Raw genomic sequence first — 12,837 nt, forward strand, 5'->3', positions numbered from 1 at the left:
TATGTTAACGATTTTTTTGGTCGGCATCCCGGTGATCCTGGTCAACATGCTGCTGCAATCCCTGGTATCCGTCTGGTGCATCCGCTTCTACGTCAAGCGATTCAATCGACGCGAGGGGGCCCTGGCCGGCATGCTGGCTTTGTTTGGCATCATCACCCTGGTGATGCTGGGCAACCTGGCCCAGATCGGCGTCTGGGGCGGGCTCTTCCTGTGGCTAGGGGAGTTCGATACCCTGCAGGAGGCCGTCTATCACTCCGGGGTCAACTTCGCCACTCTGGGCTATGGCGACATCGTCATGAGCCCGCAGTGGAAGCTGCTCGGCCCCCTGGAGGCAGTCAACGGTGCCCTGATGATAGGCCTCTCCGGCGCCTCCATGCTCGCGGTCTTGCAGCACCACATTCGCAAGCAGTTCGATGACGTGACCCCCTGACAGCGAGGGGCCACCTGCGGCAAACCCCTGCGGCAACAAAACGGGCCACTCTTTGGAGTGGCCCGTTTGCATACAGAGTGATCAATCGGGCCATGTCAGCCTGGAGGATCTACTCGGCGATCACCGTCTGCCAGGTCTTGAAACCGCCGGAGAGGTTCTTGACCCGAAAACCGTGCTGGCTCAGCAGGCGGCAGGCCACGTGACCCCGCAGCCCCACCTGGCAGCTGATGAGCAGCTCTTTATCCTTGGGCAGCTCATGGAGGCGGCTGCGCAGCTCGTCCAGAGGAATGTGCATCGCCCCCGGAATGCGCCCCAGCTTGTCGAGCTCTGGGGTGCTACGCACATCCACCACCTGCTGATGGGGGTGGCGAGCCTGCACCTCGGCGGCGTGGCAGAGCAGGGTGTCCCCCTTCAGGTGGTTGCTCGCCACGAAGCCCGCCATGTTGATAGCGTCCTTGGCCGAGCCGAACGGCGGCGCATAGGTGAGCTCCAGATCCTGCAGATCGAACACGGTGAGCCCGGCACGCTGGGCCACCGCCAGCACGTCGATGCGCTTGTCGATGCCATCCTTGCCGATGGCCTGGGCGCCGTAGATCTTGCCGTCCGGCGCAAACAGCAGCTTGAGGCTGATCGGGTGAGCGCCGGGGTAGTAGCCGGCGTGGCTGCCCGGGTGGACATAGACCTTCTCGAACGGCAATCCCAACTGCACCAGCCGCTTCTCGTTCAGCCCCGTGCTCGCCACCGCCAGATCGAACAGCTTGCAGATGGCGGTCCCTTGCGTCTTCTTGTAGGTTTCGGCTCGCCCCAGCATGTTGTCGGCGGCGATGCGCCCTTGACGGTTGGCCGGGCCCGCCAGCGGGATCAGCACGGACTCGCCGGTGACGAAATCGGTCTCCTCCACCGCATCCCCCACCGCGTAGATGAAGGGATCCGAGGTGCGCATGCCCGCATCCACCTTGATGCCGCCGCGGGGGCCCAGCACCAGCCCCGCCTTGGCGGCGAGCAGGGTTTCGGGCTTGACGCCAATCGCCAGGATCAGCAGGCCGGTGTCGAGATGAGAGCCGTCATTGAGGGTCAGACGCAGGCCGGCAGGCACCGCCGAGCCCTTCTCCGCCGGCAGCTCCAGGCTCTCGATGGCAGCGAGGCCGGTGCGCAGGCGAAGATCGACCCCCTCTTCGCGGATGCGGGCGTGGAGCAGGTTGGCCATCTCCTTGTCCACCGGCGCCATCACCTGATCGGAGAGCTCAAGCAGGGTGACCGCCAGCTTGCGCTGGTGCAGCGCCTCCATCATCTCCAGTCCGATGAAACCGCCCCCCACCACGGTGACGTGGCGGGGCTTGTCGTGCGCCAGCGCCGCCAGGATGCGATCCATGTCGGGAATGCTCCGCAGGGTGTGTACCCCCGGGCTGTCGATGCCGGGGAAGGGAGGCCGGATGGGGGCGGCGCCCGGGCTCAGCAGCAGCACGTCGTAGGCTTCGCGACGCTCTTCGCCGGTCAGCAGGTTGCGCACCAGCAGGCTCTTGCCGGCCCTGTCTATCTCGATGACGTCGTGAAACACCCGCACATCCACGTTGAACCGGCGCTTGAAGCTTTGCGGCGTCTGCAGCAGCAGGGCATCCCGATCCGGGATATCCCCCCCGATGTGATAAGGCAGACCGCAGTTGGCGAAGCTCACGAACTCGCCCCGCTCGAACATCACGATCTCCGCCTCTTCGCTCAAACGGCGGGCACGGGCGGCGGCGGACGCCCCCCCGGCCACACCACCCACAATCAGGATCCGTTTCATCTGCAAGACTCCACACAACAGGAAATGACCAATAAATTAGACTTATCTAATTTAGAACTCAATGAAATTTTGTTTGCCACGGATTTGCAGTATTCTTGCCCTCCGACAATTGCTCAACAGGATAGTGTCAGTTCATGTCGTCTACCGCGCTCAGCCATCTTCCGACCGCCAGCCAGGCGCCCCTGTTTTTCCGCCTGGATACCCGTAGTCAACGGCTGGTCGCCCTGACCGATGTGATGCAGACGCCGCTCCACTGGCTCGACGAGCCCCGCAGTGCCTGGCCGGCCCAATTGCCGGACGCCCTGCGCCAGCCCATCGAGCAGCGGCTGGCCAGCGGCAAGGGGGGCAAGCTGGTGCTGCGCTTTGACGCCCTCCTCTGGCACATTTCCCTCTCCCACGAGCAGGACGCCTTCTGGCTCATCTGCCTGCAGACCCAATCCCAGGAGAGCGCCGCCAGCCTGTCCCTGCAACTGCCGCGCCTGAGCCAGATGGCCAGCCAGCAGCAGTATGACGCCATGCTGGAGAGCCTCAAGGAGTGCCTGGGGGCCGATCGCCTGATCCTCTGGCACTACCAGGCCCATGGCGCCCTGGGCGGCGAGCAGCTGACCCCGGTGTTCACCCTGGGGGTGGACGCGCTCGGTGCCATTCGCGGAGACAGCCGTTACATCCGGGCCCTGCGCGCCCGGGGCGCCCTGAGCTTCTCGGAGGCAGCCCACCAGCCCATGTTGAGCCAGCACTACTATCTGGCCGATGCCAATGTCTGCTCCCGCCTGGACGGCGCCTTACTGGAACAGGAGAAGCTCATCGGCGTGCTCAGCCTGGAGTATGCCGAGAGCACCCTCATCAGCGATGACACCCTGCAACTGGTGCGTCATTGCGCCCGCTTGCTCGGCCACTGGCAGCCGGACCCCGTGGCGACCGACGCCCCGGACCTCGCGCCTCCCCCGGGGCTTGCCAACCTGACCGGCAACGATTACTGCCGCGCCCTGCTGCGCTGGGCCATGGGCCTGAGCGGTGCCCACATGGGCTGGATCGGCGAGTTTCAGCCTCGCGGCCAGGATCTCTGGCTCATTCCCCGCTGCGTGGTGGAGGGGGAGACCTTCGCCGTCGTCAAACCCATGCCCATGGACATCGGCCCGGGCCGGGAGATCTTCCAGCACGGGCAAAGCCTCTACGTGGAAGATCTGGCCCTGCGCTATCCCCAGTCCAGCCAGCTGCTGGCTCTCGACGCCAAGGCCTATGTCGGCATCCCCTTCCCGGGGCCAAACGGTCTCCCCCTGGGACAACTCACCCTGCTGCTCGCCACCCCTCTGGCCGATCCCGCGTCCCTGCTGGACGTCCTCTACGAACAGCGCGAGCGGGCCGCCAGCGAGTTGCAGCGCCTGGCCAATGACGATGCCCTGCGCCTGGCCGAAGTGGCCTTCAACACCCACGACGGCCTGCTGGTGATGGATCACGGGGGCATCATCCTCAAGGTCAATGCCTCCTTCAGCCGCATCACCGGCTTTGCCAGCGAGGAGATGCTGGGTCTGCACATCGACGCCCTGAGGCCCACCTACTATGGCGACACCCTCAAGGAGGAGGTGATCGCGGCGGTCAACCGGCAGGGATACTGGCTCGGGGAGGAACAATGCCTGCACAGGGAGGGACACCTCTTCCCGGTGCGGCTCATGGTGAGCGGGGTCAAGGACGAGGAGGAGGAGATCAGTCACTTCGTCTGCAGCTTCCACGACATCACCCAGGAGAAAGAGACCGCCCGCCACATTGAGCGCCTCGCCTACTACGACGACCTGTGCGATCTCTACAACAGGCGGAGCCTGACCGACATCATGCAGCGCACCCTGCAGGCCCCGAGTGGTCAGTGGGGGGCCCTGCTGCTGCTGGATCTGGACAACTTCAAATCCATCAACGACTCCCTCGGTCACGCCTGCGGCGATCTGCTGCTCCAGGCCGTGGTGGTGCGACTCAAGTCCCTGCCCCAGGAGAACCTGGTGCTCGCCCGCACCTCGGGTGACGAATTTGCCCTGCTCTTCACGGCACTGGGCCAGGGCTATATCACCGCCAAGATCCTGGCGGAGCACTTTGCCCGGGAGCTGATGGGGATCTTCCGTGCCCCCTTCGACATCGGCGATCACAAGCTGCACTGCAGCGCCTCCGTGGGGATCAGCCTGTTCAGCGATGACGACAAGGATCACCTTGTCCTGATGCAGCAGGCCGATACCGCCGTCCACATGGCCAAGCGCGCGGGCCAGGGCAACCATATCTTCTTCAGTGAAGCCATGGCGGAAAAAGAGAAGAGCAAGCTTTCTCTCAACAACCAGCTGCGCGATGCCCTGCGCAACAACGAGTTGGTGCTGCACTACCAGCCCCAATACCGGGTCGACAACGGCACGCTCTCGGGCATAGAGGCGCTGCTGCGCTGGCAGAAGGCCGACGGCACCATGGTGCCCCCCGGGGAGTTCATCCCCATCGCCGAGGAGACCACCCTGATCCAGGAGATAGGCTACTGGGTGATGAAGACCGCCTGCGCCCAGTACAGCTTCTGGCTCAACAATGGTCTCGCCATCCCCCATCTGTCGGTCAACGTCAGCGCCCGCCAGTTCCACACCGCCGGTTTCGTGCAGCAGGTGGAGTACATTCTGCGGGACACCGGGGTGCCACCGTCGCGCCTGCTGCTGGAGATCACCGAGTCCGTGGTGCTGGAAAACCGGCTGGAGAGCATCGCCAGGATCCGCCAGCTCAAGGCCCTCGGCCTGCTCATCTCCATCGACGACTTCGGCACGGGCTACTCGTCCCTGGCCTATCTGCGGGATCTGCCCGCCGACGAGGTGAAGCTCGACAGAAGCTTCATCCAGACCCTGGTCCACAGCGAACAGGACAAGGCCATCGTCAAGGCCATCCTGGATCTCGCCCGGGTGTTTCGTTTCACCGTCACCGCCGAAGGGGTGGAGGAAGAGGAGCAGCTCGCCGTGCTCAAGGCCCTGGGATGCCAGCATTATCAAGGCTTCCTCACCAGCCGGCCGCTCCCCGTCAAGGCACTGGAGAGCCTGCTGGGTGCCACCCCTGCGGGCTAAACTGGTAGGATTTATAGGGCTTTCTGTCATAAAATAACGACCGCTCGAACCTTGTCCGCACCATTGGAGTCGTCTATGTCAGTCATTAACCGGATCCCCGCCGTTGAATCCAAGGGACCTGCCACCCCCGGCACGCAGCGGATCCCGACCGTTGAAGCCAGCGACACCGGCACTACCGACATCATTGGCCGGATCCACTCCGTCGAGACCTGCGGGACCGTCGACGGCCCCGGCATCCGCTTCATCGTGTTCATGCAGGGCTGCCTGATGCGCTGCAAGTATTGTCACAACCGGGACACCTGGGACACCCAGGGCGGCCGCGAGGTCACCGTGCCCGAGCTGATGAAGGATCTCACCAGCTATCGCCACTTCATGAATGCCTCCGGCGGTGGCGTGACCGCCTCCGGCGGCGAGGCCATGCTGCAGCAGGAGTTCATCGCCGAACTGTTCACCGCCTGCAAGGCCCAGGGGATCCACACCTGCCTCGACACCAACGGTTTCGTGCGTCACTACGACGAACTGCTCGACCGGGTGCTGGACAACACCGATCTGGTGCTGCTCGACATCAAGCAGATCAACGACGAGAAGCACATTCCCCTCACCCACGTCAGCAACAAATACACCCTGGAGTTCGCCCGCTACCTGGCCTCCCGCGGTCAGACCATGTGGATCCGCTACGTGGTGGTGCCCACCTGGTCCGACGATGACGAGAGCGCAGAAGGACTCGGCCAGTTCATCGCCGAGCTGGGGGAGTGCGTCGAGAAGGTGGAGCTGCTGCCCTACCACGAACTTGGCAAGCACAAGTGGGACGTGCTGGGAGATACCTATGATCTGGTCGGCATCAAGCCCCCCAGCAAGGAGACCATGGACAGGGTCCAGAGCATCCTTGGCAAGTATCACCCCAACGTGAAGTATTGAGACAGGAGGCCGCCCGGCAGAGGGCGGCCTCTTTTCATTGCGCTGGCGTTCGCCACGGCGCCATCACCGACAGCCGCATCCGGGGGAACCGCTCATGAGTGAAGGACAAGTCGCCGCCCTCCTGCTCTGGCTGGTGCTGCTCGCCTTCAGTCTGAACGCCTCCCTGCTGCGCACCCTTGGCGCCCACCCGCTCTATCAGCATCTTTGCCTCGGCGGCGCCATCGTGCTGGTACCGCTGTGGACCTTGCGGGCCGGGTTGCACGAGGGGCTCGAGATCCACTTTCTCGGCCTCACCAGCCTGACCCTGTTGCTGGGCTGGCGCCTCGCCCTGCTTGCCCCCTGCCTCACCCTGCTGCTCCTCGCTTACTTCGGGGTCATCCCCCTGGCCGACATCGGCTGGCAAGCCCTCATCGGCGTCGCCCTGCCGGTGGCCACCAGCTGGCTGCTGTTTCTGGGGAGCTGGGCCTGGCTGCCTCGCCACCTCTTCGTCTATCTGTTCGTGGCGGCATTTCTCGGGGGGGCGCTGAGCATCTCGGCCAAGGTGATCGCCAGCGCCCTGCTGATGGGGGTGAGCGGCACCTACTCCTGGCACACCATCAGCGCCGACTACCTCTCCATCTGGCCGCTGCTGCTCTTCCCCGAGGCGCTCCTCAACGGCATGACCATGACCCTGCTCGCCGTCTATCGCCCCCACTGGGTCAACACCTTCTTCGACAGGGAGTACCTGGGGCGCTGAGCCTGCCCGTGGTCCATAAAAAAAGCCCGCAGTTGCGGGCTTTTTCTCTGCTGGCAGTCAGACGCTGCGCGGGCGCAGGTGGGCATGCCAGCGGGCTTCCCACTTCTTGAACAACCAGACGATGACGAAGGTGAGCAGCATGTAGAGCAGACCTGCGGTCAGGAACGCCTCGAACGGGCTGTAGTAGCGGGAGTTGATGATCCGCGCGGCCCCCGTCAGATCGACGATGGTGATGATGCCCGCCACCGCCGACCCCTGCAGCATGAAGATCACCTCGTTGCTGTAGGCCGGCAGCGCACGGCGAAACGAGTTGGGCAGGATGATGCGGGTGAGGGTCTGCCAGCGGGTCATGCCGAAGGCGCTTGCCGCTTCTATCTGCCCCTTGGGCATGTTCATCACGGCGCCACGCACTATCTCGGCGGTGTAGGCGCCGGTGTTGAGAGTGAACGCCAGCAGGGCACAGAACCAGGCTTCCGAGAAGAGGGACCAGGCCGCACTGTTCTTGAGCCACTCCCACTGGGCGGCACCGTAGTAGATGATGAAGAGCTGCACCAGGAGCGGGGTGCCACGGAAGAAGTAGATATAGGCCCAGATTGGCCCCTTTATCAACCAGTTGCGGCTGTTGCGCAGTATGCCCATGGGCACCGCCAGCATGAGCCCCAGCATGAGCGAGGCGGCCACCAGCCAGATGGTGGTATAGAGCCCCTCCCAGTAGGTGGGCCACTCCTTGAGAATGATCGAGAAATCCATGGCTTACCTCGTCTTGATGGCGTAGTGACGCTCGGCCCACTTGAGCGCCGAGGTAGAGACTGCGGTGAAGACCAGGAAGATCAGCGCCACCGCCATGTAGAAGGTGAAAGGCTGCTGGGTCGAGCCCGCCGCGAGCGACGCCTTTCGCACCATGTCATCGAGCCCGATGATGGAGACCAGAGCCGTGGTTTTCAGCAGCACCAGCCAGTTGTTGCCAAACCCGGGCAGGGCGTGGCGCATCATCTGGGGAAAGAGGATCCGCACAAAGACCTGGCTTGCCCGCATGCCGAAGGCACGGGCTGCCTCGAGCTCCCCCTTGTCCACCGCCAGGATGGCGCCGCGGAAGGTCTCGGTCATGTAGGCGCCGAAGATGAAGCCGATGGTGGCGACCCCGGCCGCAAAAGGGCTGATGTCGATGTAATCGGGCAGCAGGGAGACCCACTCCTGGTTCGGGTTGCTCGCCAGCAGGTGGTTGTTGTATGCCTCGTTGACCCAGGTGCAGATCCCGTTGATGAGCACCTGGCCGCCGAAGAAGAGCAGCATCATCAGCACCAGATCCGGGATGCCGCGAATGACGGTGGTGTAGGCCGCCGCGATGCCGCGTGCCCACTTGTAGGGAGAGAGCTTGGCCAGGGCCCCCAGCATGCCGAGCACCAGGGCCAGCAGCAGGGAGGCAAGCGCCACCTCCAGGGTGATCCAGGCCCCCTCCAGCAGAGAGGTTTCGTATCCTTTCAAATCAAACATATGCAATGCAGCTCCATCGCAATCGGGCCCGTCACTCCCAGCGGAAGGCAACGGGCCCGATGACTACTGACGGGATCAACCTGTCGTTGTTCGCCTGACGTCGGCTTACTCGCCGTACACGTCGAAGTCGAAGTACTTGTCGTTGATTTCCTTGTACTTGCCATTGGCACGCAGGGCCAGGATGGCGGCATTGAATTTCTCTTTCAGATCCTTGTCAGCCTTGCGCACCGCGATGCCGGCACCCTCGCCAAACCACTTGGGATCGGTCAGTTTCGGGCCGATGAACTCGAAGGCATCGCCCCCTTCCTTCTTCAGCAGGCCGTCGCTGATGGCGGCGGAGTCGGCCATCACGTAGTCGACACGGCCGGATTTCAGATCGAGGTAGGCTTCATCCGCAGTGCCGTAGCGCTTGATGGTGGCATTGGGGAAGTTGTCGGTGATGTAGGTATCCATGGAGGTGGCACGCTGCACGGCGATGGTCTTGCCGTCCATGAAGGCCTTGTCGAGCTGGATCTCGGTCCCTTTCTTGGCGGCGAAGCGCGCCGGGATGTGCTGGTACTTCTGGGTGAAGTCCACCTTCTTCTTGCGCTCTTCGGTGATGTCCATGGTGGCGATGATGGCGTCATACTTGCGCGACAGCAGCGCCGGAATGATGCCGTCCCAGTCCTGCTTGATCAGGGTGCACTTCACCTTCATCTCTTCGCACAGGGCGTTGGCGATGTCGATGTCGAAGCCTTTCACCTCGCCGCTCGGCTCGGTCCAAGAGAAGGGGGGATAGGCCCCTTCCACCCCGATCCGCACCTCTTTCCACTCCTTGGCCATCAGGCTACCGGAACACAGGGCCGTCATCACGGCAGTCGCCAGCATCAGCTTGTTCATGTATCTCTCCTTGATAAACACGTCGATCGTTGAAAGTACGGATGGTTGAAATTGAATCCCGTCCATCAATAGATGGACGAGATGAATTGCTTGAATCGCTCCGACTTGGGATGGGCGAAGATCTCCTTGGGATTGCCCTCCTCCTCCACGCGCCCCTGGTGCAGGAACATCACCTTGTTCGACACGTCGCGGGCAAAGGACATCTCGTGGGTCACCACCATCATGGTACGCCCCTCTTCCGCCAGCTCGCGCATCAGGCCAAGGACCTCCCCCACCAGTTCAGGGTCGAGGGCCGAGGTAGGCTCGTCAAACAGCATCACCTCGGGCTCCACCGCCAGCGCCCGGGCGATGGCGGCCCGCTGCTGCTGACCGCCGGAGAGGTGACCGGGATAATAGTCGCGACGCTCCCACAGCCCCACCCGGTTGAGCAGATGCTCCACCTTGGCGATGGCCTCGGCACGGGGCACCTTGAGCACCTGGATGGGCACTTCGATGATGTTCTGCATGATGGTCATGTGGGACCAGAGATTGAAGCTTTGAAACACCATGGCCAACCGGCTGCGGATACGCTCCACCTGGCGCATGTCTTCCGGCAGGCGCTCGCCGGAACGGCTGGTTTTCATCCGGATCAGCTCCCCATGGAGGGAGACGCTGCCCGATGAGGGGGTTTCAAGCAGATTGATACAGCGTAGAAAGGTCGACTTCCCCGAACCCGAGGAGCCGATGAGGGAGATCACATCCCCCTTGTGGGCCGTCATATCGATGCCCTTGAGCACTTCGTGGGTGCCAAAATACTTGTGCAGATCACGAACTTCCAGTGCGGCAACGTCGCTCATCCATTACAACCTTGTCTGTCCCTAGACGCCGCTTCGGCGTGACTCCACCATCGTCCATTTAACAAAACGTTAACCGATGGCAACCTTCAGCGAAAATATCATTGAGGTAGTGAAAAAACAATACAGAACCGAGGTATTTGGTGTTTTATCTGTATTTTTATTGGCCTATTGAGTATTTTTCAGCACTTTGTCTGCATAAAATCCATTTTTTGTCGCACCTTACCTACCGCTCTTTTATACCCGCAGCGCACTGGTAGCAAGCATATTTCACCATATCCGCCAGATGTCATCCAAAAGGACTTTATTCACCCGGGCAGATTCCCCTTCTCTCGTCATTTCATGGGGATGAAATTGATTTCTCAGGTGATGTGGCCCTCTTTCCCCGTTTGCGTACAGAGCCGACTGTCATCAAAAAACACAACAATATGATAAAAAAGTCCCGTATGGGCCATGCTGATGCACAGATCCGTGACACAGGTGCAACAAGTCGTGATAAGGTGCCGTTTTTCCACGTTTTGTGATCGAGGCCCCGATGTTGCTCAATGTGTTGCTGATCCTGCTGCCGCTCGTGATCGGCTATCTGGTTCCCCTCTCTTCCGCCCGTCTGATCAAGCTGGTCAACCAGTCCCTGGGCAAGATGGTCTACCTCATCCTGTTCCTGATGGGTCTGGGGCTGGCCTATGTGGAGAACCTGGGCAGCAACCTGGCAGTGATCTTCAAGGTGGCAGGGGTGATGCTCGCAGCCATTACCCTCTGCAACCTGCTGGCCCTGTGGTGGCTGGACAAGCGCAGCCCCCCCACCCACGAGGCCAGTGACGGCAAGATGCCGAGCAAGCTGCACCTGTTGTGGGAATCCCTCCAGCTCTGTTTCGTGGTGCTGGGGGGCGTCTTGCTGGGGCTGGTGGTGGACCTGCGCGCCCTGCCCATCGACAAGTTGAGCGAGTGGGCCCTGATGCTGCTGCTCTTGCTCATCGGCATCCAGATGCGCAACTCCGGCATGCGCCTGCGCCAGATCCTGCTCAATCCCTGGGGCATGAAGATCGCGCTCACCGTCATCCTCAGCAGCTGGCTCGGCAGCCTGCTGGCCGCCCAGCTGCTCGGCATGCCCTTTGCCCATGGCCTCGCGATGAGCTCCAGTTTTGGCTGGTATTCGCTCTCCGGCATTCTGGTAGCGGACAAGCTGGGCCCGGTGCTGGGCTCCGCCGCCTTCATCAATGATCTGGGGCGCGAGCTTATCGCCATCCTCATCATCCCGGTGCTGATGCGCCGCCACCCCAGCGCCGCCATCGGCTACGGCGGCGCGACGGCGCTGGACTTCACCCTGCCTGTCATCCAGAAATCCGGCGGCATCCAGGTGGTGCCGGTGGCCATCGTCTCCGGCTTTATCCTGAGTCTGCTCGGCCCCATTCTGATCCTGGGGTTCCTGGCTATCTGAGCCCCATGGCACGACAAAGCCCGGCACTGCTGCCGGGCTTTTTGTTGATGAACTGAGCGGGCTGGATGACAGGCGCCGGTATTCAGGTGCGCCACCGACCCCCACTCATCACCCGCTCGATGGCGAACGTATCAGGATCGATCAGCAGCAGATCCGCATCCTGCCCTACCCCCAGAGTACCCTTGCTCGCAAGCCCCAGCGCCCTGGCCGGATTGGCCGTCACTACCGCCAGTGCCGTCTCCAGCGCCACCCCCTTGCCGCAGGCCGCCACCACCTCCTGCCACAGGCTCCCTATCTGGCCGCAGCGCAGCTCGATGAGTCGCCCCTCGCCGTCAAAGCGCGGCAGACTGGCGTTGGCGTCCGAACTGAAGCTGATGCGATCCACGGGCACGCCGGCCGCCAGCAACGCCACCAGGGCGTCGGCCGCGAGCCGCTCCCCGTCGTCCAGCAAGTCCGGGAAGCTCGACGTGGTGAGGTCGACCCAGCCGCCTGCCCGACCCCACTCGATGGCCTCGGCAAAGAGCCAGGTATTGCGGTTGCAGTGGGTGGGGTAGAGCTGGCGAAGCGGTATGTCGGTGTCATCCCGCAACGCCCGCAGGGGCGCCAGCGCCCCGCGGCCATCCCCCAGGTGAAAGAAGCTGACGCCACTTTTGCCCGACAACAGCCCGGCCACCCGCGCCTCGCTCGCCAGCCGCGCCAGCTCGTCGTGGGTGGGGGCGCTGGATCTGTGATCGCTGATGGCCACCTCCCCCACCCCCAGCACCTCGGGGATCAGCATGATGTCCGACTCCACCGTGCCGGTGAGGGTCTTGACCGGCAGGTGGTAGGAGCCGGTGTACATGAAGGCGCTCACCCCGGCTTCTCGAAACTCGCGCACCTTCCCCAGCACCTGGGCCGGGCTGCGGGTCAGGCTGTCGGTGCCGAGCGCCGCCACGAGCGTGGTGACCCCCGCCGCAAGGGCCTCCCTTGCCGAGAGCTCCGGCGTGCGAAAGCCGAAGCCTCCCTCGCCGCCGCCTCCCGTGATATGGGCGAGCGGGTCAACCAGTCCGGGCACCAGATAGCGGCCGCCAGCGTCCACCCGCGTCAGTGGCCAGTCGGCCGGAACCGTCAGTCCCTTGCCCATCCAGGCGATGCGACCATCCGCCACCAGCAGATCCTGCTGGCCAAGCGGGGCCGGACTATGGATCTGCGCACCCTCGATCAGGGTCAACATGGGATCTCTCCTTGCTGCATGAAAAAGGAGGGAGCA

The 12,837-nt window shown here is 62.9% G+C and carries 11 protein-coding genes; 5 read left to right on the top strand and 6 right to left on the bottom strand.

The window, feature by feature from the left end; translation table 11 throughout:
* Window position 1: 1 nt before the first annotated feature.
* Window positions 2-430 (top strand): ion channel, encoded by a 429-nt coding sequence (locus H7R73_RS15150; protein ID WP_042015948.1) that lies wholly within the window; start codon window positions 2-4, stop codon window positions 428-430.
* 109 nt (window positions 431-539) lie between these two features.
* Here the strand turns inward: H7R73_RS15150 and H7R73_RS15155 are convergent, their stop codons facing one another.
* Window positions 540-2,216, bottom strand: a complete 1,677-nt coding sequence (locus H7R73_RS15155) for an FAD-dependent oxidoreductase (RefSeq protein ID WP_103259871.1) — start codon at window positions 2,214-2,216, stop codon at window positions 540-542.
* A 134-nt stretch (window positions 2,217-2,350) separates the two neighbouring features.
* On the opposite strand from H7R73_RS15155, the gene H7R73_RS15160 reads away from it, so the two are divergent.
* From H7R73_RS15160 to H7R73_RS15170, 3 genes are all read left to right on the top strand, one after another.
* Complete coding sequence (locus tag H7R73_RS15160) at window positions 2,351-5,290, top strand: sensor domain-containing phosphodiesterase (RefSeq protein WP_103243372.1); 2,940 nt, start codon at window positions 2,351-2,353, stop codon at window positions 5,288-5,290.
* Between the two features lie 75 nt (window positions 5,291-5,365).
* Window positions 5,366-6,208: a pyruvate formate lyase 1-activating protein gene (pflA, locus tag H7R73_RS15165; RefSeq protein ID WP_103259870.1), complete on the top strand. Its 843-nt coding sequence runs from the start codon at window positions 5,366-5,368 to the stop codon at window positions 6,206-6,208.
* A gap of 94 nt (window positions 6,209-6,302) precedes the next feature.
* Window positions 6,303-6,944 (top strand): energy-coupling factor ABC transporter permease, encoded by a 642-nt coding sequence (locus tag H7R73_RS15170; RefSeq protein WP_041215455.1) that lies wholly within the window; start codon window positions 6,303-6,305, stop codon window positions 6,942-6,944.
* 57 nt (window positions 6,945-7,001) lie between these two features.
* Here H7R73_RS15170 and H7R73_RS15175 read toward each other — a convergent pair whose 3' ends face one another.
* The 4 genes from H7R73_RS15175 to H7R73_RS15190 all read right to left on the bottom strand — a co-directional run bounded on the left by H7R73_RS15175 (window position 7,002) and on the right by H7R73_RS15190 (window position 10,153).
* A complete protein-coding gene (locus tag H7R73_RS15175; protein ID WP_010674270.1) occupies window positions 7,002-7,694 on the bottom strand; it encodes an ABC transporter permease in 693 nt (230 codons plus the stop codon).
* A gap of 3 nt (window positions 7,695-7,697) precedes the next feature.
* Window positions 7,698-8,438 carry an ABC transporter permease gene (locus tag H7R73_RS15180; RefSeq protein ID WP_010674269.1) on the bottom strand — a complete coding sequence of 247 codons (741 nt, stop codon included), beginning with the start codon at window positions 8,436-8,438 and terminating at the stop codon, window positions 7,698-7,700.
* A 105-nt stretch (window positions 8,439-8,543) separates the two neighbouring features.
* Window positions 8,544-9,317, bottom strand: a complete 774-nt coding sequence (locus H7R73_RS15185; protein ID WP_010674268.1) for an ABC transporter substrate-binding protein — start codon at window positions 9,315-9,317, stop codon at window positions 8,544-8,546.
* A 65-nt stretch (window positions 9,318-9,382) separates the two neighbouring features.
* Window positions 9,383-10,153, bottom strand: coding sequence for an ABC transporter ATP-binding protein (locus tag H7R73_RS15190; protein WP_182951315.1), 771 nt, complete (start codon window positions 10,151-10,153; stop codon window positions 9,383-9,385).
* Window positions 10,154-10,685: 532 nt separating this feature from the next.
* Here H7R73_RS15190 and H7R73_RS15195 point away from each other — a divergent pair.
* Window positions 10,686-11,588, top strand: a complete 903-nt coding sequence (locus tag H7R73_RS15195) for a lysine exporter LysO family protein (protein WP_041215456.1) — start codon at window positions 10,686-10,688, stop codon at window positions 11,586-11,588.
* Window positions 11,589-11,670: 82 nt separating this feature from the next.
* On the opposite strand, the gene iadA is transcribed toward H7R73_RS15195, so the two are convergent.
* On the bottom strand, window positions 11,671-12,801 hold the full coding sequence (gene iadA, locus H7R73_RS15200) for a beta-aspartyl-peptidase (RefSeq protein ID WP_103259869.1): 1,131 nt from the start codon (window positions 12,799-12,801) through the stop codon (window positions 11,671-11,673).
* Between the last annotated feature and the right edge of the window lie 36 nt (window positions 12,802-12,837).

Source organism: Aeromonas sp. WP2-W18-CRE-05, from assembly GCF_014168615.1.
GTDB lineage: Bacteria > Pseudomonadota > Gammaproteobacteria > Enterobacterales > Aeromonadaceae > Aeromonas > Aeromonas caviae.

What these genes read in the sequence shown, in the direction of transcription:
- H7R73_RS15150 (WP_042015948.1), top strand. Translation starts at nt 2, where the DNA reads ATGTTAACGATTTTTTTGGTCGGCATCCCGGTGATCCTGGTCAACATG.
- iadA (WP_103259869.1), bottom strand. Translation starts at nt 12,801, where the DNA reads ATGTTGACCCTGATCGAGGGTGCGCAGATCCATAGTCCGGCCCCGCTT.
- H7R73_RS15185 (WP_010674268.1), bottom strand. Translation starts at nt 9,317, where the DNA reads ATGAACAAGCTGATGCTGGCGACTGCCGTGATGACGGCCCTGTGTTCC.
- H7R73_RS15190 (WP_182951315.1), bottom strand. Translation starts at nt 10,153, where the DNA reads ATGAGCGACGTTGCCGCACTGGAAGTTCGTGATCTGCACAAGTATTTT.
- H7R73_RS15175 (WP_010674270.1), bottom strand. Translation starts at nt 7,694, where the DNA reads ATGGATTTCTCGATCATTCTCAAGGAGTGGCCCACCTACTGGGAGGGG.
- pflA (WP_103259870.1), top strand. Translation starts at nt 5,366, where the DNA reads ATGTCAGTCATTAACCGGATCCCCGCCGTTGAATCCAAGGGACCTGCC.
- H7R73_RS15180 (WP_010674269.1), bottom strand. Translation starts at nt 8,438, where the DNA reads ATGTTTGATTTGAAAGGATACGAAACCTCTCTGCTGGAGGGGGCCTGG.
- H7R73_RS15155 (WP_103259871.1), bottom strand. Translation starts at nt 2,216, where the DNA reads ATGAAACGGATCCTGATTGTGGGTGGTGTGGCCGGGGGGGCGTCCGCC.
- H7R73_RS15160 (WP_103243372.1), top strand. Translation starts at nt 2,351, where the DNA reads ATGTCGTCTACCGCGCTCAGCCATCTTCCGACCGCCAGCCAGGCGCCC.
- H7R73_RS15195 (WP_041215456.1), top strand. Translation starts at nt 10,686, where the DNA reads ATGTTGCTCAATGTGTTGCTGATCCTGCTGCCGCTCGTGATCGGCTAT.
- H7R73_RS15170 (WP_041215455.1), top strand. Translation starts at nt 6,303, where the DNA reads ATGAGTGAAGGACAAGTCGCCGCCCTCCTGCTCTGGCTGGTGCTGCTC.